The 18,075-nt window shown below is 66.5% G+C and carries 14 protein-coding genes; 6 read left to right on the top strand and 8 right to left on the bottom strand.

Going from position 1 to position 18,075, the window contains the following annotated elements; all coding sequences use genetic code 11:
* Nucleotides 1-45: 45 nt before the first annotated feature.
* The 3 genes from putA to QRQ56_RS37810 all read left to right on the top strand — a co-directional run bounded on the left by putA (nucleotide 46) and on the right by QRQ56_RS37810 (nucleotide 5,346).
* The gene (gene putA, locus QRQ56_RS37820; RefSeq protein ID WP_438746841.1) at nucleotides 46-3,045 is read left to right on the top strand and encodes a bifunctional proline dehydrogenase/L-glutamate gamma-semialdehyde dehydrogenase PutA; all 3,000 of its coding nucleotides are present in this window, start codon (nucleotides 46-48) and stop codon (nucleotides 3,043-3,045) included.
* A 294-nt stretch (nucleotides 3,046-3,339) separates the two neighbouring features.
* Entirely contained in the window at nucleotides 3,340-4,545 is a 1,206-nt protein-coding gene (locus QRQ56_RS37815) for a CaiB/BaiF CoA transferase family protein (RefSeq protein WP_438746840.1), read from the top strand.
* 153 nt (nucleotides 4,546-4,698) lie between these two features.
* On the top strand, nucleotides 4,699-5,346 hold the full coding sequence (locus QRQ56_RS37810; RefSeq protein ID WP_438746839.1) for a glutathione S-transferase family protein: 648 nt from the start codon (nucleotides 4,699-4,701) through the stop codon (nucleotides 5,344-5,346).
* A gap of 159 nt (nucleotides 5,347-5,505) precedes the next feature.
* Here the strand turns inward: QRQ56_RS37810 and QRQ56_RS37805 are convergent, their stop codons facing one another.
* The 6 genes from QRQ56_RS37805 to QRQ56_RS37780 all read right to left on the bottom strand — a co-directional run bounded on the left by QRQ56_RS37805 (nucleotide 5,506) and on the right by QRQ56_RS37780 (nucleotide 10,793).
* Nucleotides 5,506-5,670, bottom strand: coding sequence for a hypothetical protein (locus tag QRQ56_RS37805; RefSeq protein WP_438746838.1), 165 nt, complete (start codon nucleotides 5,668-5,670; stop codon nucleotides 5,506-5,508).
* Nucleotides 5,671-5,693: 23 nt separating this feature from the next.
* On the bottom strand, nucleotides 5,694-7,232 hold the full coding sequence (locus QRQ56_RS37800; RefSeq protein WP_438746837.1) for a hypothetical protein: 1,539 nt from the start codon (nucleotides 7,230-7,232) through the stop codon (nucleotides 5,694-5,696).
* A gap of 93 nt (nucleotides 7,233-7,325) precedes the next feature.
* Complete coding sequence (locus QRQ56_RS37795) at nucleotides 7,326-8,327, bottom strand: hypothetical protein (protein ID WP_438746836.1); 1,002 nt, start codon at nucleotides 8,325-8,327, stop codon at nucleotides 7,326-7,328.
* Between the two features lie 327 nt (nucleotides 8,328-8,654).
* The gene (locus QRQ56_RS37790) at nucleotides 8,655-9,152 is read right to left on the bottom strand and encodes a TPM domain-containing protein (protein ID WP_438746835.1); all 498 of its coding nucleotides are present in this window, start codon (nucleotides 9,150-9,152) and stop codon (nucleotides 8,655-8,657) included.
* Nucleotides 9,153-9,157: 5 nt separating this feature from the next.
* Nucleotides 9,158-10,048 (bottom strand): TPM domain-containing protein, encoded by an 891-nt coding sequence (locus QRQ56_RS37785; RefSeq protein WP_438746834.1) that lies wholly within the window; start codon nucleotides 10,046-10,048, stop codon nucleotides 9,158-9,160.
* 136 nt (nucleotides 10,049-10,184) lie between these two features.
* On the bottom strand, nucleotides 10,185-10,793 hold the full coding sequence (locus QRQ56_RS37780) for a LemA family protein (RefSeq protein WP_063197001.1): 609 nt from the start codon (nucleotides 10,791-10,793) through the stop codon (nucleotides 10,185-10,187).
* A gap of 261 nt (nucleotides 10,794-11,054) precedes the next feature.
* Here QRQ56_RS37780 and QRQ56_RS37775 point away from each other — a divergent pair, with 261 nt between their 5' ends.
* From QRQ56_RS37775 to QRQ56_RS37765, 3 genes are read left to right on the top strand one after another with little or no spacing between them, the layout of a single operon-like run.
* The gene (locus QRQ56_RS37775) at nucleotides 11,055-11,909 is read left to right on the top strand and encodes an enoyl-CoA hydratase (RefSeq protein WP_438746833.1); all 855 of its coding nucleotides are present in this window, start codon (nucleotides 11,055-11,057) and stop codon (nucleotides 11,907-11,909) included.
* A gap of 4 nt (nucleotides 11,910-11,913) precedes the next feature.
* Nucleotides 11,914-13,053, top strand: a complete 1,140-nt coding sequence (locus QRQ56_RS37770; RefSeq protein WP_438746832.1) for an acyl-CoA dehydrogenase family protein — start codon at nucleotides 11,914-11,916, stop codon at nucleotides 13,051-13,053.
* A 15-nt stretch (nucleotides 13,054-13,068) separates the two neighbouring features.
* Nucleotides 13,069-14,265 (top strand): acyl-CoA dehydrogenase family protein, encoded by a 1,197-nt coding sequence (locus tag QRQ56_RS37765; RefSeq protein WP_438746831.1) that lies wholly within the window; start codon nucleotides 13,069-13,071, stop codon nucleotides 14,263-14,265.
* A gap of 224 nt (nucleotides 14,266-14,489) precedes the next feature.
* Here QRQ56_RS37765 and QRQ56_RS37760 read toward each other — a convergent pair whose 3' ends face one another.
* The gene (locus tag QRQ56_RS37760; RefSeq protein WP_438746830.1) at nucleotides 14,490-16,811 is read right to left on the bottom strand and encodes a xanthine dehydrogenase family protein molybdopterin-binding subunit; all 2,322 of its coding nucleotides are present in this window, start codon (nucleotides 16,809-16,811) and stop codon (nucleotides 14,490-14,492) included.
* A gap of 199 nt (nucleotides 16,812-17,010) precedes the next feature.
* A complete protein-coding gene (locus QRQ56_RS37755; protein WP_438746829.1) occupies nucleotides 17,011-17,886 on the bottom strand; it encodes a dihydrodipicolinate synthase family protein in 876 nt (291 codons plus the stop codon).
* Nucleotides 17,887-18,075: the final 189 nt, after the last annotated feature.

The following is an 18,075-nucleotide window of genomic DNA, read 5'->3' as shown; positions in this document are numbered from 1 at the left end:
ACGGTCGGACGGGCCTTATCCTGAATTAAAGCCACAGGACACGCCATGCCGAACATTCCGCCGCCCTTCTCCGCCCCTTACGCGTCTGATGACAGCGAGATCGCAGCGCGCCTCTTGCCGGGCTCGCATCTGGCCCCGCCTCAGGAGGCGCGGATCGACCGCACCGCGACGCGGCTGATCGAGGCGATCCGCAAGCGCGATGATCGCTTGGGCGGCGTCGAGGACATGCTGCGGGAGTTCGCACTCTCGACCAAGGAGGGCCTTGCGCTGATGGTGCTGGCCGAGGCGCTGCTGCGCGTGCCGGATGCCCGCACCGCCGACCAGTTCATCGAGGACAAGCTCGGCGAAGGCGACTTCATCCACCACGAGACCAGGTCCACCGCGTTCCTGGTCAACGCCTCGGCCTGGGCGCTCGGCCTGTCGGCGCGGGTGATCCAGCCCGGCGAGACGCCAGACGGCACCATCGGCCGCCTGGTCAAGCGGCTGGGCGCGCCGGCGGTGCGCACCGCGACGCGCCAGGCGATGCGGCTGATGGGCAATCATTTCGTGCTGGGCGAGACCATCGAGCAGGCGCTCGAGCGCGGCAGCCCGCGCTCCGGCCAGAAGCCGCGCTACTCCTTCGACATGCTCGGCGAAGGCGCGCGCACGGCCGCCGATGCGAAGCGCTATTTCGATTCCTATGCCAGTGCGATTCAAACGATCGGCAAGGCCGCGGGCGGCAATCCCCTGCCCGACCGGCCCGGCATCTCCGTCAAGCTCTCGGCGCTGCATCCGCGCTTCGAGGCGATCAGCCGCGCGCGCGTGATGGCCGAGCTGGTGCCGCTGCTGCTGGACCTCGCCCGGCGAGCCAAGGCGTATGATCTCAACTTCACCGTCGATGCCGAGGAAGCGGACCGGCTGGAGCTTTCGCTCGACGTGATCGCGGCGACGCTCGCCGACCCTTCACTCAAAGGCTGGGACGGATTTGGCCTTGCGATCCAGGCCTATCAGAAGCGCGCCGCGGCCGTGATCGACTATGTCGACGCACTCGCCCGTGCGCATGACCGCAAGCTGATGGTGCGCCTCGTCAAGGGCGCTTATTGGGACACCGAGATCAAGCGCGCGCAGGAGCGCGGGCTCGACGGCTATCCTGTGTTCACGCGCAAGGCGATGACGGATCTGAATTACGTCGCCTGCGCATCGAAATTGCTGGCCCTGCGGCCCCGCATCTTCCCGCAATTCGCCACCCACAACGCGCTGACGGTTGCGACCGTGCTGGAGCTCGCAGCAGATGGCGGCGGCTTCGAATTCCAGCGCCTGCACGGCATGGGCGAGGCGCTCTACGAGCAACTGGCAAAGGATCATCCCGGCATCGCCTATCGCACCTATGCCCCGGTCGGCAGCCATCGCGACCTGCTGGCCTATCTGGTGCGGCGGCTCTTGGAGAACGGCGCCAATTCATCCTTCGTGGCGCAGGCCGCCGATTATCGCGTGCCTGTTCCGGCGCTGCTGCAACGCCCGGCGGATGCGATTGTCCGGCCGCAGGCGGCGGCTCATTCCAAAATTCCGTTGCCGGCTGATCTGTTCGCACCGGAGCGGCGTAATTCGCGCGGCGTCGAGTTCGGCGAACGCGCCGCGCTGGGCCGGCTGCTGACGGACGTCAAGGCAGCGAGGGCGGACCACAAGCCGATCGCCGACGCCACGCCGGACCAGGCCAATGCGGCCGTGGCCGCGGCGCGTGCCGGCTTTGCCGCCTGGAGCCGGACGCCGGCGGGAACGCGTGCGGCGGTGCTGGAACAGGCTGCGCATCTGTTGGAGAACCGCGGCGCGCAATTTCTCGCGCTGCTGCAGGGCGAAGGCGGCAAGACGCTCGACGATGCGCTGTCGGAACTGCGCGAAGCCGCCGACTTCTGCCGTTACTACGCCGCGCAAGGCCGCAAGCTGTTCGGCGCTGACACTCCCATGCCAGGCCCGACCGGCGAGAGCAACGCGCTCGCCATGCGCGGCCGCGGCGTCTTCGTCGCGATCTCGCCATGGAATTTTCCGCTGGCGATCTTCCTGGGACAGGTCACCGCAGCCCTGATGGCCGGAAATTGCGTGGTCGCAAAGCCCGCCGAGCAGACACCGCGCATCGCGCGCGAGGCCGTGTCCTTGCTGCATGAGGCCGGCATCCCCGCAAGCGCATTGCAGCTCGTCACCGGCGATGGCCGCATCGGCGCCGTGCTGACGGCACACGCTGACATCGCGGGCGTCGTCTTCACCGGCTCGACCGAGGTGGCGCGGACGATCAACCGGACGCTCGCCGCCAAGGACGGGCCGATCGTGCCGCTGATCGCCGAGACCGGCGGCATCAACGCGATGATCGCGGACGCCACTGCGCTGCCCGAGCAGGTCGCCGACGACGTCGTCACCTCCGCGTTCCGTTCCGCCGGCCAGCGCTGCTCGGCGCTGCGGCTGCTGTTCGTGCAGGAGGACGTCGCCGACCGCATGATCGAGATGATCGCGGGCGCCGCGCGCGAGCTCAGGATCGGCGATCCCTCCGACGTCGCAACCCATGTCGGCCCGGTGATCGACCGGGAAGCCAAGCAGCGCCTCGATGCGCATGTCGCGCGGATGAAGCAGGAGGCGAAGCTGCACTTTGCCGGCACCGCGCCGGACGGCTGCTTCGTCGCGCCGCATATCTTCGAGCTGAAGGAGGTCGGCCAGCTCACCGAGGAGGTATTCGGCCCGATCCTCCATGTCGTGCGCTACCGCGCCGAGAACCTCGAACGCGTGCTGGCTGCGATCGAGCGCACCGGCTACGGCCTCACGCTCGGCATCCACTCCCGCATCGACGACACCGTTGAGGCCATCATCGACCGCGTCCAGGTCGGCAACATCTACGTCAACCGCAACATGATCGGCGCCGTGGTCGGCGTGCAGCCGTTCGGCGGCAACGGCCTGTCCGGAACCGGCCCCAAGGCCGGCGGCCCGCACTATCTCGCGCGCTTCGCGACCGAGCAGACCGTGACGATCAACACGGCCGCGGCCGGCGGCAACGCGGCGTTGCTTGCGGGGGAGGAGTGAGGACGCAGCGGAGAGCGCCCGCGCAACGCGCGTCCAGTTCCGTCATCCTGAGGTGCGAGTGGCGCGTTGCGAAGCATCGCGCCGGGAGCCTCGAAGGATGCACGGCCCGGATACAGCGGGGCCGTCGCCCTTCGAGGGCCGCTTCGCGGCCACCTCAGGGGTGACGGATCACCGCAACGAGCCCTGCGCCGGGCGCCGTTGCATCCCGCGGAAACATCGGTCTAATGCTCCCATGACGAGCCCGCGCCAATTCCAGCACGCGGGAAACGACAAGAACGAGGGAGCGACGCCGCGATGGATAAGGGCATTTTTGCAGGCCTGAAGGTTCTGGACTGCGCGAGCTTCATCGCAGCGCCCGCGGCCGCGACCGTGCTGTCGGATTTCGGCGCCGACGTCATCAAGATCGAGCCGCCCGGCGCCGGCGACCCCTACCGCAACCTGCCCAACATTCCCGGCTATCCCTCCAGCGAGCACAATTACGCCTGGCTGCTGGAGGCCCGCAACAAGAAGAGCATCGCGCTCGACCTCGCCAAGCCGGAGGCGCAAGCGGTGCTCTACAAGCTGGTGGAGGAAGCCGACGTCTTCATCACCAACATGCCGCCGCCGGTGCGCGCCAAGCTCGGCATCACCTATGATCACCTCGCCCATCTCAACGACCGGCTGATCTACGCTTCCTTCACCGGCTATGGCGAGAAGGGCGAAGAGGCCAACAAGCCCGGCTTCGACAGCAACGCCTATTGGGCGCGCTCCGGCCTGATGGACCTCGTCCGCGCCGATCTCGACACGACGCCGGCCCGCTCGGTCGCCGGCATGGGCGACCATCCCTGCGCCATGGCGCTGTACAGCGCCATCGTCACGGCGCTGTATCAGCGCGAGAAGACCGGCAAGGGCTCGCACGTCGCCTCCAACCTGATGGCGAACGGCATCTGGGCCGCGAGCGTGCTGGCGCAGGCAAAATTGAGCGGTGCCAAATTCGCCGAGCGGCGCCCGCGCGAGCGCGCGCTCAACGCGGTCGCCAATCACTACCAGTGCAAGGACGGCCGATGGCTGATCCTGTCGCTGCTGAGCGAAGAGAAGCAGTTTCCAACGCTGGCCAAATGCCTGGGGCGCGAAGACCTCATCACCGACCCGCGCTTTGCCACCAAGGCCGACCGCCACGCCCGCTCGGTCGAACTGATCAAGATCTTCGACGAAACCTTTGCTACCCGGGATCTCGCGGAGTGGCGCAAGGTTCTCGACGGCAACGGCCTCGTGTTCGGCATCGTCGGCATTCTCGACGACATTCCCAGCGACAAGCAGATGCTCGACAACGAGGTGCTGGTGCCGTTCGAGAACGACACCATGCTCACCATCTCCAGCCCGATCTGGATCGACGGCACCAAGAAGGTCCAGCCGCGCAAGCCGCCCGCCGTGGGCGAGCACAGTGACGAGATTTTGCGTGGAGCGGGATACGACGAGGCGGCGATCAAGCAGCTGCGAGGATCAGGGGCGGTGGGGTAGGGGCGCACTGCTCTAACCCCGTCATTGCGAGCGCAGCGAAGCAATCCAGAGTCCCTCCGCGGATGCATCTCTGGATTGCTTCGCTGCGCTCGCAATGACGGCGTAGAAACATCTCGCTATAACAATCGGCGATTACCCGCCGCGCGAGGTCCCATGCCCGTCTACCGCCTGCACTACTTCCCCGAATCCGGCAACAGCTACAAGCTGGCGCTGATGCTGACGCTTTGCGGCGAGAGGTTCGAGCCGGTCTGGACCGATTTCGGCGGCGGCGTCACGCGCACGGCGGAGTGGCGCAAGGCCGTCAACGAGATGGGCGAGATCCCCGTGCTCGAGGTCGACGGCGTGAAGATGACGCAGACCGCGCCGCTCCTCCTCAAGCTCGCCGAGCAATATGGCCGCTTCGGCGCCGAGACGGAGGCGGAGAAGTTCGAGCTGTTGCGCTGGCTGTTCTGGGACAACCACAAGCTCACCGGCTACATGGCGACGTATCGCTTCATGCGCGCCTTCACCGAGAAGAACGACCCGCAGGTGCTGAAACATTTCCGCCGGCGGCTCGAGGATTTCCTCGGCATTCTCGACGGACATCTCCAGCACAACGCCTTCGCGATCGGCAAAAGGCCGACGGTCGCCGACATCTCGATGATGGCCTATCTGCACTATCCCAGCGACGAGCACGGTTTCGATTTCGCCGCGAGCCATCCCGCCATCCATGCCTGGCTCGGCCGCATGGCCGCGCTGCCCGGCTGGAAGCCGGCCTACGAGCTGCTGCCGGGAAAGAGGATGACGAACCACGCGAAGTGAGGCTGCTTTCCCCTCTCCCCGCTTGCGGGGAGAGGGTCAGGGTGAGGGGGAGTCTCCGCGAGGACGGTGGCAGCGAGACTTGCGGAGAGCCCCCCTCACCCGCCACGCTTCCCGTGTCGGCCTCTCCCCGCAAGCGGGGAGAGGCAAAGGGAAACGCAGCTACCGCAGCGACAGCCAGCCGAGCGTGAACAGGATGCCGCCGACGATGACGGCGACCGCGATCGCCCAGACGCTCACGCGCGCGCTGCCGGTGACCTGCTTGGCTTCCTCATTCTGCGCGATCGCGCGATTGCGCGCCTTGTTGGCGTTGCCGGTATCCGTCATGGGTCATCCAAATCGCTTGTTGGCTAACGCGTCTTGATGAAGCACATGCCGATGCGGCGCGAGGCCGCAGCAGCCTGACAGGTCAGACCGTTAGCACAGTTCCATGACGTAAAACTCGCATCTCGCGTTCCCGATCCCGCATCGGGCAAAGAACAATGCGCGCCCCAGCCGTCCCAGTATTCGCTCCCGGCAAGCTCGCGGCTGCCGCGGGTCTGCGGCCGGCTGGCAAATCCGCCTGAGAAATCAGGACGTTTGCCCGCGGCGAACGCCGCCAGGATGTCGCGACGACGGGGCTGATCGCCGAGGAAATGCGGCGATGCCGGCACGATGGTGGAATTGGACGGCTTGTCCGCCAGCCAATCGACGCCGGGGAAATGGAAGCCGCCGATGCCACGGGTCTGGTGGCAGCCGGCGCAGGTGACGTCGTTGAGGCGGCGCTGGAAGCCTGCGACCGAGCGGATGTTCTGCAGGTCGGCACGCGCGGCGGCCTGCTTCAAGGCGCCGACCACGTCTTGATCGGTGAAGACCGGATCGGTGCCGGCCTCGCCCCTTCCCTCGCCCTGCATCATGCCGAATTCCGGCTGGGCTGCGGAGCCATCAAGCCCGGCAGGCGTCGGCACCACCGCAGCTTTGGCCAGAAATTTTTCGGGGATCAGCACCGCGCCGCGATCGAACGCGCGAAAATTCTCGGGTGCGAGCAGCCAGGCCTTGAGGTCGCGCCGCAGCGCATCGTCGGCGAGGATGCGATCGCGGTCGATCTGGTTCTCCAGCACGGCTTCGGCGAATGTCTTCGTGGCGGCGTCGTATTTGAAAACCTTGAGTAGATAGTCGGAGCGAAAATCGTGCAGCGCCGATTTCGGCGCGATGGAGATTTGGATGTTGGTCTCGATGCGGTCGAGCATGGCGTCATCGGGGCCGCCGATCAGCTCCTGCCAATTGCCGTTGTCGAGCCAGCGCCGCGCGATCTCGGCGCAGCCGATCGGCTTGCCGCTTGCATCCATCCGGCGCGGATCGCGCGCCTTCATCACCAGATTGAACGTCATCGGCAGCCGCGTTGCGGTCTTGCCGCCGTCCGGCTTGCCGTCGAAACGCGCTAGACGATAGATCAGCCGGATCTCGCCGCAGGACTCCTCGGAGACGTAGGCGCGATCCATGCGGTTGACGATGCCGGCCAGCACGAAGCGCGTGTCCGGGGACTTCAGATTGGCCCGGTCGAAAAGCTGCACGTCGAAGCCTTCGCCGACGCCGATGGTCTCGGTCGGATAGGCCGCCTTCTGTTTGCTGATGTAGCGCTCGAATTCCGCGTCGATCGCAGGCGTAATGTCTTTGAGCTGCGGCAGCGAGGCGAACAGCCCGTCGGTCGTCAGCGGAAGGTTCGCATTGCGCTCCGGCCAGAGCAGCCGCGAGATCGTCAGCGCATCGTGCGCGTCGAGCTGCTTGAGAACATCGGGATCGGTGATGGCGGTGCCGCGCGTCAGTTGCGCGGTGTCCGCGGCCGACAGCGAGGCGGCGCCGCCAAACGACAGGACGGCAGCAATGAGAATTCGCAACGCGCGGCGCATGCCTTAGGTAACACCGCGCGGGCACGCCTATTCAAGCAAAAAGGCGCCTCACATGGTGGTGAAGCGCCTCTTCGAAAGTCGGATATCGAACGCTCAGCGCGAGACGATCAGGCCCTTGCTGGTGACGACGACCCAGCGGCCGTCCTGCCGGCGGATCGCATCGACCCGGCCGACGCCCGGGATGGGATCGCCGGGATAGACCTCGTAGAGGCCGTCACGGCCCTCGATCAACGCACCGCCATTGGCGGCGTTGCGCAAGCGCCAGCCGTCGATCGTCGGCAGACGCCCGACCTCGGTCTTGGGAGCTGCAGCCACGGGAGCCGGTGCGGCGGCAGCGGTCGCGACCTGGGTCGGCGCGATCGAGCCGGTGGTCTCCTTCGCGGGCACGGCTGCGGCGGCCTGCGCGGGAGCGGCGGGCGGCGTCGCGCGCAGCTTGTCGACGGTCTCGGACAGCTTCGCGATCCTGGCCATCGGCTCGGCCTGCGCCTTCTCGAGCTTGTCGAGACGGTCATTGGCCCGATTGATCTGGCCGACGCCGGTTTTCGTGCCGTGCTCGACATTGGCCTTGAGCGCGACGAGGTCGGCATCGATCCGCGCGACCGACGCGTCGAGCGCGCTGGTGTCGGCGACCTGCACCGGCGCCTGGGCCGGGGAGACGAAGTGCATCATGCCGGCTGTCGCGAGCGCGCCGCTGATGGCGCCGACGCCGGCGGCGATCGCCACCACCGCGGCCATCGCCGACAGGCGACGCTTGCTGCCGGTCTCGCGCGGCTCGTCCGCCTTCACATGCGGGGCAAAATCCTCGCGATCCCAAGAGCCGTTCCGCGACCGATCCGAGGGCGCCATGACGATGAGCTTGCCGGGCTTCGGCTCGGGCTTGGTCTCGGCCTTGGGCTCGACCTTGGCTTCGATCTTCGGCGCCTCGATCTTCGGCGGCTCGACCTTCACCGGATCGGGCTTGACCGGATCAGCTTTGGGCGGCGCCTCGTGGTCGGGCGCGATCGAGGGGGCATCGATCGCGGCAGCCTCGACAGCCTGCGGCGCGGTCGTCCCGGCTTCAACGACGCTCGTGTCCTGGGCAGCCTGCTCAGCCATTGGTTCGCTCACAGTTCAAATACTCCGCTCTGGATTGACCTTTTGGTAACTTTCATTGCTTGCGAAATCCTTACCTTCGGACCCGCTTACCGAAATTTTAGGAAGTCATCCGGGGCCGAATTGAGCCGGGAACGTGGAACCGGTGTGGCGGGCGTGAAACAATTTGTAACTGGACCAAGATGAACGACGGCGGAATGCGGGCTAGGCCCGCTCCCTCATCGTCATTGCGGGCGCAGCGAAGCAATCCAGGATCTTTCCGCAGAGGCAGTCTGGATTGCTTCGTCGCAAGGGCTCCTCGCAATGACGGAGGGCGCGACGCACACTCCGTCACATCACGACCGGCGCATCCGGCAGCTCGTTCGCATGCGGGCCCTGAGGCGGGAAATGCTGCGCCAGCTCGCGCGACACCGCTTCGATGCCGGCGATGACGCCGCGCTCGAACTGGCCCGACGCGAACTCGGCCTCCATGGCGCGGCAGATGCTCTCCCAGCCGGCCGCGGCCACCTTCGCGTCGATGCCGCGATCGGCGACGATCTCGACGTCGCGATCGGCGAGCAGGAGATAGATCAGGACGCCATTGTTGTGCGCGGTGTCCCAGATGCGCAAGTGCGAGAACACGTCGAGCGCACGCGCGCGCGCCGGCTGGTTGCGGAACAGGGGGCGGCCGTCGAGCGCACCCTCGACGACGAAGCGGACCTGGCCGGAATGCGTGGCTTCGCCGCGCTTGATGGCCTGCTCGATGCGGCCAAGCACGGCTTGCGGAAAGATCTGCTTGGCCCGCCAATGATGCTGCACGAGATGTCTGGCAATGCGCTTGATGCTCATGACCGCTACCAGCTCCCCGAGGCGCCGCCGCCGCCAAAACTGCCGCCACCGCCGCTGAAGCTGCCGCTGTCGCTGCTGCTCGACGATCCGCTGCTCCAGCCGCCCGAGGACGAGCCGCTCGACCATGAGCCGCCGCGCGAGCGGCCCGTACCGGGCGTGATCATCGAAAACAGATCGGCGACAAACCCGATGATGAAGCCGAGGCCGCCCAGCGCGAGCGCCAATCCGAACGACCCGAGAATGAACCAGGTCAGCGTCGCAATGATGCCGCCGGTCACCAGCGATCCGAGCAGCCGTCCCAGCATGGCGCGGAACGCGCCGCCGATGCCCACCGAGACGAACAGCGTGACGATGAACAGCGGCGCGAGGTCGTCGAGACTGCCGAAATTCACCGTTGGCGAGGGAACCGGCAAGGGCTCGCCGTCGATCACCTTGATGATGCGATCGACGCCGTCGGAGATGCCGCCGTCGAAATCGCCGCTCCTGAATTTGGGCGTGATGATCTCGTCGATGATCCGCCGCGCGGTGACGTCCGTGAGCGCGCCTTCCAGGCCATAGCCGACCTCGATGCGCAGATGCCGGTCGTTCTTGGCGACGACCAGGATCGCACCGTCGTCGATCTTCTTGCGGCCGATCTTCCAGGCCTCCGCGACGCGGATCGAGAACTGCTCGATCGTCTCCGGCTGCGTCGTCGGCACGATCAGGACGGCGATCTGGCTGCCCTTGCGCGTCTCGAAGTCACGCAGCTTTTGCGACAGCGAGGCGACGTCGCCGCTGGAGAGCGTGCCGGTCTGATCGACGACGCGCCCGGTGAGCTCGGGCACGGCGACGTCGGCGAAAGCGGGGCAAGCGAAGGCGAAGAAGAACGCGATAATCAGCCACAAGCTCGCTGTCATCGCCCGGCTTGACCGGGCGATCCAGTATTCCAGAGACGCCAGCGAATGACCGAGAAGCCGCGGCGTACTGGATTCCCCGCCTGCGCGGGGAATGACAGTGGTGGGTGGGGCGACGTGCATCCGCAAAACAGCGCAGCTACTTCGACGGCGCGGGCGCCGGATTGAAATCGACCTTCGGCGCGGTCGAGATTTCCTTCTCGTTCGCCACAGAGAAATTCGGCTTCTCCTTGTAGCCGAACATCATCGCGGTGAGGTTGCTCGGGAAGGAACGGATGGTGACGTTATAGTCCTGCACCGACTTGATATAGCGGTTGCGCGCCACAGTGATGCGGTTCTCGGTGCCCTCGAGCTGCGACATCAGGTCCTTGAACAGCGCGTCGGACTTGAGCTGCGGATAGTTCTCGGTCACCACCAGCAGCCGCGACAGCGCGCTGGAGAGCTCGCCCTGGGCCGCCTGGAACTTCTGGAAGGCGGCCGGATCGTTCAGCACCTCGGGCGTTGCCTGGATGCTGCCGACCTTGGCGCGCGCATTGGTGACGCCGAGCAGCACGTCCTTCTCCTGCTGCGCAAAACCCTTCACCGAGTTGACGAGATTGGGTACGAGGTCGGCGCGGCGCTGATACTGGTTCACGACCTCGGACCAGTTGGCCTTGATCTGCTCGTCCTCGCTCTGGATCGCGTTGTAGCCGCAATTCGTGAGGCTCAGCGAGGCCAGCGCCGCCAGCACGGTCAGGATCTTGCGCATCTAATTTCTCCCGGTGGAATCTGGCGCAAAGTAGCAGAAGGGACTTCGCGAGTGTCGAGTTTTCTTCCATCATTCCGGGGCGATGCGCAGCATCGAACCCGGAATCTCGAGATTCCGGGTTCGCCTCGCGCCCCGGAATGACGGCGATGGAGGAGTGCGCGCCAGCCGGCTGACGCAAGCCTCTTGCCTATCCCTGACCGACATAGTCAACTTGACGAAACAAATAAGACAGAGCGCCAGGGAGGCGGTAAGGGGAACGCGATGACCTCGTTCGAGACCATCCTCGTGGAGCGGCCCGAGCCTGCGATCACACGGGTCGTGATGAACCGCCCCGAGGCGCGCAACGCCCAGAACCTGCAGATGACCTACGACCTCAACGCCGCTTTCGACGCGGCGGTGCAGGACGATGCGGTCAAGGTCATCATCCTCGCCGGTAACGGCCCGCATTTCTCCTCCGGCCATGATCTGCGTCCCGGCGGCAAGAACGCCGCCGGCACGGATTTCCCGCCGATCGGAAATTGGGGCGGCTTTGCCGAGCCCAACGCCCATGGCCGCTTCGCGCGCGAGCAGGAAATTTATCTCCAGATCACCCGGCGCTGGCGCAACCTCGCCAAGCCGACCATTGCCGAGGTCCACGGCAAGTGCATCGCCGGCGGGCTGATGCTGGCCTGGGCGTGCGACCTCATCGTCGCCAGCGACGATGCGCAGTTCTGCGATCCCGTCGTCACCATGGGCGTCTGCGGCGTCGAATGGTTCGTGCATCCGTGGGAGCTGGGTCCGCGCAAGGCCAAGGAGCTGCTGTTCACCGCCGACAGCTGGAGCGCGCAGGAGGCGCATCAGCTCGGCATGGTCAACCAGATCGTGCCGCGCGCGGAGCTGTCGTCGCGCGTGCTGGAGCTGGCACGCCGGATCGCGGCAAAGCCATCCTTCGCGCTGAAGATGACCAAAGAGGCGGTGAACCGCTCGGTCGACGTGATGGGCCAGCCCGCCGCGATCGACCAGGCCTTTGCGCTGCATCAGCTTTGCCACGCCCATAATCTTCAGGAGTTCGGCATGGTGGTCGATCCATCCGGACTGCATCCCTCCGTGCGCAAGCCGCCGGCGGCCGCGGAGTAGAACCATGGACCTCAATCTCAGTGACGAGCAGAAGCTGCTGCGCGAGAGCGCGGAGCGTTTCGTGGCCGGCAGCTACAATGCCGATCACCGCCGCAAGATGGCGAACGATCCGCTCGGCTTCAGCCCTGCGGTGTGGAAGCAGTTCGCCGAGCTCGGCTGGCTGGCGCTGCCGATCCCCGAGGAGTTCGACGGGCTCGGCGGCGGCGCGGTCGAGATCGGCATTTTGATGGAGGCCTTCGGCCACGGGCTGGTGTCGGAGCCCTATATCGCGACGGCCGTGCTCGGTGCCGGGTTGATCGACAGATGCGGCACCAATGAGCAGAAGCAGGCAAGCCTGCCCAAGGTTGCCGACGGATCACTGAAGCTCGCCTTCGCGCATTCCGAGCGCGCCGCGCGGTTCGATCTCGCCAAAGTCGCGACGTCGTCCACGAAGACGGCGCAAGGCTGGCGCCTGTCCGGCAGCAAGATCGCGGTGCTCGACGGCCATGCCGCCGACGAGATCATCGTCTCCGCGACCCTGCACGACCATCACGGCCCCTCGGGGCGGATCGGCCTGTTCGTGGTGCCGGCGACGGTGCCGGGCCTTGCGATCTCCGACTACGCGCGCCTCGGCGGCGGGCGCGCCTGCAACATCGAGCTGTCCGACGTGCATCTGCCCGACGACGCCCTGCTCGGCGGCGAACAGGACGCCCTGCCGGCGATCGAATGGGCCGTCGATCGCGCCATGGCGGCGCTGGGTGCGGAAGCCGTCGGCATCATGCAGACGCTGCTCGAGACCACGCTGGACTACACCAAGATCCGAAAGCAGTTCGGCCGGCCGCTCTCCGCCAACCAGGTGATCCGCCACCGCCTCGCCGACATGGCGATGCAGGTGGACGAGGCGCGCTCGATGGCGCTGCGGGCCGCGCTCAAGGCGGATAGCCCGCCGACCGAGCGTGCCCGCGCGGCGTCGGGCGCAAAAGCGAAGATCGGCAGATGCGCGCGCTTCGTCGGCGAGCAGTCGATCCAGCTCCACGGCGGCATGGGCGTCACCGAGGAGCTCGAGGTCGGCGCCTATTTCAAGCGCCTCGTCGCCTTCGACACGCTGTTCGGCGGCAGCGCGCATCATTATGCCCGCCATGCCGAACTCGGCCGCAAGACCTGACATCGGGAGAGCCTCATGGACCTGTCCTTCAATGCCGAGGAGCGTGCCTTCCAGAGCGAGGTGCGCGGCTTCATCGCCAAAAATCTCACCGAAGAGATGAAGCGCGCGACCGCGCTGACGCCGTCGGTGTTCTCCGACCCCGACATCGGCATGGCCTGGCAGCGCGCGCTGCACGCCAACGGCTGGGGCGCACCGGGCTGGCCGGTCGAGCATGGCGGCCCGGCCTGGACGCCGGCGCAGCGCTGGATCTTCGAGACAGAATGCGCGCGGGCCGGCGTGCCCAATGTCAACGTAATGGGCGTGAAGATGGTCGGGCCCGTCATCATCGGCTTCGGCTCGCCGGAGCAGAAGAACTTCTATCTGCCGCGGATCCTCTCCGGCGAGGATTACTGGTGCCAGGGCTATTCCGAGCCTGGCTCGGGCTCCGACCTCTCCTCGCTGAAGACGCGCGCGGTACGCGACGGCGACGACTACATCATCAACGGCACCAAGATCTGGACCACGCACGCCCACCATGCCAATCGCATGTTCGCGCTGGTGCGCACTGGCGACGGCGAGCGCCAGCAGGACGGCATCAGCTTCATCCTGATCGACATGAAGACACCGGGCATCACCACGCGCCCCATTCTCACCATCGGTGGCGACCACGAGGTCAACCAGGTATTCTTCGACGACGTCCGCGTGCCCGTGGCCAACCGCGTCGGCGACGAAGGCAAGGGCTGGACCTACGGCAAATATCTGCTCGAGTTCGAGCGCGGCTCCGGCATCGCGTCGGCGAAGCTGCGCGAGGGATTGAAGGCGATCTCCGATCTCGCCGAGTCCGATCTGACGGGCCGCGCCATCGACAGCCCCGATATCGCCTCGCGCATCTCCGAGGTCGAGGTCGACATCGACGCGCTGGAGATGACCGAGCTGCGCGTGCTCTCGGCCTTGCAGACCGGACAGAACCCCGGCGCGGTGTCGTCGATCCTGAAGCTGCGCAACAGCGAAATCCGTCAGGCCGTCACGCGCCTCGGCGTCGACGTGATCGGCCACGACGCCCTCGCCGTCGAGCCGATGCGCCCGCTCTACCAGCTCAACCACGAGCCGGCGACGCCGGAGGAGATGCTGACGGTGGTGCCGGAATATCTCAACGGCCGCGCCTACACGATCTTCGGCGGCACCTCGGAGATCCAGCGCGATATCATCGCGAAGATGATGCTGGGGATTTGAGGAGGGCTCGCTGGCGCAGCGCCCTCCACTGTCATCCCGGACAAGCGAAGCGCAGATCCGGGATCCATAACCACAGGCTGATGTGGCTACGGGGACTCGGAGCTACCAGCTTCGCGCAACAACTCCGTCCTGTGGTTATGGGTCCCGGGTTCGCGCTTTGCGCGCCCCGGGACGACGAGTTGCGTTTGTGGCAGCAGCCTGCGCAAGAACTCCGCGCGCTTCGCCTAACCCGCCTTCGCATCCTTGATCGCCTGCCACACCTTCTGTGGCGTCAGCGGCGTGTTGAGCTGGGTGATGCCGAGCTCGGCGAGCGCGTCCATCACGCCGTTGGTGACGCAAGGCGGGCCGCCGATGGCGCCGGATTCGCCGCAGCCCTTGGCGCCGAGCGGATTGGTGCGGCAGGGCGCGGTATCGTCCAGCGTCACCACGATGGCGGGAACGTCGTCGGCGCGCGGAATGCAGTAGTCCTGGTAGCTCGCCGTGAGAAGCTGGCCGTCGGCATCGTAGGAGACGCCTTCATACAGCGCCTGCCCGATGCCCTGCGCGACGCCACCGTGGATCTGGCCGGTGACCAGCATCGGGTTCACGGCCACGCCGACGTCGTCCACGGTGGTGTAGCGCACGACCTTGGAGACGCCGGTCTCGGGATCGATCTCGACCTCGCAGATATGCGTGCCGTTCGGCCAGCTCGGGCCGTCCACCTCGCCTTCGGAATCGACGCTGAGCTTGGCGCCGCCTTCCTTCTCGGCGAGATCGAACAGGCTGATGCGGCGATCGGTGCCGACCACGGTGAGCATGCCGCCCTGGTATTCGATGTCCTCGACCGAGGTCTCCAGCACATTGGCCGCCTTCTCGCGCGCCTTCTGGATCAGATCGTTGGAGGAGACGGCCACCGCCGTGCCGCCGACGAACAGCGAGCGCGAGCCGACGCTGCCGAAACCCATCGCGAGATCCGTGTCGCCCTGAACCACGTCGATCTTGTCCATGGCAATGCCGAGCGTGTCGGAGATCATCTGCGTGTAGGTGGTCTGCAGCCCCTGCCCCATCGCCATGGTGCCGGAATGCAGCACGACGCGCCCTTGCGAGGTCGCGTGCAGGCTGACCTTCTCGGTGTGGGCACGGCCGCCGGTCCATTCGATATAGGAGGTGAGACCGCGGCCGTAGAGCAGGCCCTTCTTCTTCGCGGCCTTCTTGCGCGCGGCAAAGCCGTCCCAATCGGCAAGCTTCACGGCGCGGTCGAGCATGTGGGCGAAGGCGCCGGAATCGTACACCTGTCCGGCCGCATTGGTGTAGGGCAGCTGACCCGGCTTGATGTAATTGGCTTTGCGGATCGCGCGCGGATCCATGCCGATCTTGCGGGCCGCAGCGTCGAACAGGCGCTCGACGATGAACACAGCCTCGGGACGGCCGGCGCCGCGATATGCACCAACGGGCGCGGTGTGCGTCATCACCGACTGTACCTCGAAATGCACCAGCGGCAGATCGTAGACGCCGGTCTGCACGAACGGTCCGAGCACCAGCGGGATGATGTTGGCCGCGCCTGAGGAATAGGCCCCGGTGCAGCCGATCGACTTGACGCGATAGGCCAGCACCTTGCCCTTCTCGTCCAGCGCGAAGGAGGCCGTCGAGGTAAGATCTCGGCCATGGGTGCCGCCGACGAACTCGTCGGTGCGGTCGCCGCGCCAGCGGATCTTCTTGTTCAGCTTGGTCGCGGCGTAAGCGACGATGCCGTCTTCCGGATAGAGGTTGGTCTTCTGGCCGAAGCCGCCGCCGATGTCGCCGACCAGCACGCGCACGCTATCCTTGGGACGCTTGAGCACGGCTTCCGCGAGCACGTCGCGGGTCGAGGCCGGGGTCTGCGACTGCACGTGCAGCAAGAGACGGCCGGTCTTCTTGTCGATCTCGGCGATGGTCGAGCGCGGCTCCATCGCCGACGGCACGAGGCGCTGGCTGACGATGTCGAGCTCGACGGTGTGCGCGGCGCTGGCGAAGGCCGCGTCCGCCTTGGCGGCATCGCCGTAGGACATCGCGCCGACGATGTTGTCGGGCGCCTCCGGCCACACCACGGGCGCGCCGGGCTTCACGGCCTCGACGGGATCGACCACCGCGGGCTGCACGTCGTATTCGACCACGATCGCCTCGGCCGCACTCTGCGCTTCGCTGCGCGAGGATGCCACGACGGCCGCCACGGCCTCACCGGCATAGCGCACGACCTCATGCGCCAGCAGCCGGCGCGGCGGCACGGTCATCGGCTTGCCGTCGGGCCGCTTGAAGATGCTCAAGGTCGGGATGGTGCCGATGTCGTCCTCGACGAGGTCGGCCCCGGTGTAGATCGCGGCGACGCCCGGCATCGACGCCGCGGCGCTGGTGTCGATCGAGACGATCTTGGCATGCGCATGCGGCGAACGCAGCACGTACAGCCACAGCGCGCCGTCGGCCGGCTTGTCGTCGATGAATTGCCCCTTCCCGGTCAGCAGCCGCTGGTCTTCCAAACGCTTGACGGGCTGGCCCGCTCCGAAACGCAAATTGCCGGGAAGAATGTTCATTCCGTGGGGTCCTCGGGGTCTCTTGAAATGCGGCAGCCTTTTAGCGGATCGAGGCATGCGAGGCCAGCCGCGCTTTTGGGCGGAATATGCGCGGATTCGTCATGCCAATAGCGGCCCGTCATTCCGGGATGGTCCGAAGGACCAGACCCGGAATCTCGAGATTCCGGGTTCGATGCTGCGCATCGCCCCGGAATGACGATCAGGCCAGCTCCCGCAGCGCCGCCTCAACCACCTTGCGCGCTTCCGCGGTCAGCGGGGCCTGCGGCGGGACGGGATCGCCGACGTCGTAGCCCTGGATCGCGAGCCCCGCCTTGATGCAGGCGGCGAGGTTGAAGCGGGCGAAGGCCTCGTTGATGCGCCACAGCCGGCGCTGCAGCGCCATGGCCTGGTCCCAGCGGCCGGCCTTGCCGAGCTCGTACAACGCGACACTCTGGCGCGGGATGATGCAGGCCGGGCCCGCCATCCAGCCGAGGCCGCCGATCAGCATCACCGCGGCTGGGATGTGGGCGGAGGCCGAGAACACGCGCAAGGAGTCCCCGCAGCGGTTCATGATTGAGAGCAGCCGGCCGGTGTTGGTGGAGGCGTCCTTGATGTAGCCGATGCGCGGATGCTCGGCGAGGCGCGCGATGGTGTCGAGGGTGAGGTCGGAGCGCTGGAATTGCGGATTGGTGTAGATGACGACGGGAATGTCCACGGCATCCGCGATGGCGCGGAAGTAGGATTCGATCTGGGCGTCGGCGAGCGGGAAATACGCTTCCAGGATCGCCAGAATGCCGTCGGCGCCGAGCTTCTGGTACGCCTTCGCCTGCGCCACCGCATCCGCCGTCGAGGTGGAGGCAACGCCGGCGACGACGGGCACACGGCCCTTCGCGGCCTCGATCGTGGTCTGCACGATCGCGGTGCGCTGCGCGGCATTGAGATAGGCGAATTCGCCGGTCGAGCCCAGCGGCGTCAGCCCGTGCACGTCGGCGCCGATCAGATCGTCGCAGAGCTTTGCCAGCACGTTCGTCCGCACCGTGCCGTCGGCATCGACGGGGGAGACGAGATAGGGAAAGACGCCGTGGAATTCGGACATGTCGGGGCCGGATCCTGAAGACAGCTTTGGACGGGAGATATCCTTCCGGGTGCTAACATGAGGTCCCCGGCGCCAGCAAGCAACGCGATCGCCCGACGCGGATTTGCGGCCCAAGCACAACCTGCGGAAATATATGTGTGGATGGACTACCGCGGAGATCGCAGTAACATCCATCGTTGCAAGAAAAAT

Origin of the sequence: Bradyrhizobium sp. U531 (assembly GCF_051710265.1) — a bacterium.
Lineage (GTDB): Bacteria > Pseudomonadota > Alphaproteobacteria > Rhizobiales > Xanthobacteraceae > Bradyrhizobium.
This window is presented reverse-complemented; position numbering and strand designations above follow the sequence as displayed.

What these genes read in the sequence shown, in the direction of transcription:
- putA (WP_438746841.1), top strand. Translation starts at nt 46, where the DNA reads ATGCCGAACATTCCGCCGCCCTTCTCCGCCCCTTACGCGTCTGATGAC.
- QRQ56_RS37815 (WP_438746840.1), top strand. Translation starts at nt 3,340, where the DNA reads ATGGATAAGGGCATTTTTGCAGGCCTGAAGGTTCTGGACTGCGCGAGC.
- QRQ56_RS37810 (WP_438746839.1), top strand. Translation starts at nt 4,699, where the DNA reads ATGCCCGTCTACCGCCTGCACTACTTCCCCGAATCCGGCAACAGCTAC.
- QRQ56_RS37805 (WP_438746838.1), bottom strand. Translation starts at nt 5,670, where the DNA reads ATGACGGATACCGGCAACGCCAACAAGGCGCGCAATCGCGCGATCGCG.
- QRQ56_RS37800 (WP_438746837.1), bottom strand. Translation starts at nt 7,232, where the DNA reads ATGCGCCGCGCGTTGCGAATTCTCATTGCTGCCGTCCTGTCGTTTGGC.
- QRQ56_RS37795 (WP_438746836.1), bottom strand. Translation starts at nt 8,327, where the DNA reads ATGGCTGAGCAGGCTGCCCAGGACACGAGCGTCGTTGAAGCCGGGACG.
- QRQ56_RS37790 (WP_438746835.1), bottom strand. Translation starts at nt 9,152, where the DNA reads ATGAGCATCAAGCGCATTGCCAGACATCTCGTGCAGCATCATTGGCGG.
- QRQ56_RS37785 (WP_438746834.1), bottom strand. Translation starts at nt 10,048, where the DNA reads ATGACAGCGAGCTTGTGGCTGATTATCGCGTTCTTCTTCGCCTTCGCT.
- QRQ56_RS37780 (WP_063197001.1), bottom strand. Translation starts at nt 10,793, where the DNA reads ATGCGCAAGATCCTGACCGTGCTGGCGGCGCTGGCCTCGCTGAGCCTC.
- QRQ56_RS37775 (WP_438746833.1), top strand. Translation starts at nt 11,055, where the DNA reads ATGACCTCGTTCGAGACCATCCTCGTGGAGCGGCCCGAGCCTGCGATC.
- QRQ56_RS37770 (WP_438746832.1), top strand. Translation starts at nt 11,914, where the DNA reads ATGGACCTCAATCTCAGTGACGAGCAGAAGCTGCTGCGCGAGAGCGCG.
- QRQ56_RS37765 (WP_438746831.1), top strand. Translation starts at nt 13,069, where the DNA reads ATGGACCTGTCCTTCAATGCCGAGGAGCGTGCCTTCCAGAGCGAGGTG.
- QRQ56_RS37760 (WP_438746830.1), bottom strand. Translation starts at nt 16,811, where the DNA reads ATGAACATTCTTCCCGGCAATTTGCGTTTCGGAGCGGGCCAGCCCGTC.
- QRQ56_RS37755 (WP_438746829.1), bottom strand. Translation starts at nt 17,886, where the DNA reads ATGTCCGAATTCCACGGCGTCTTTCCCTATCTCGTCTCCCCCGTCGAT.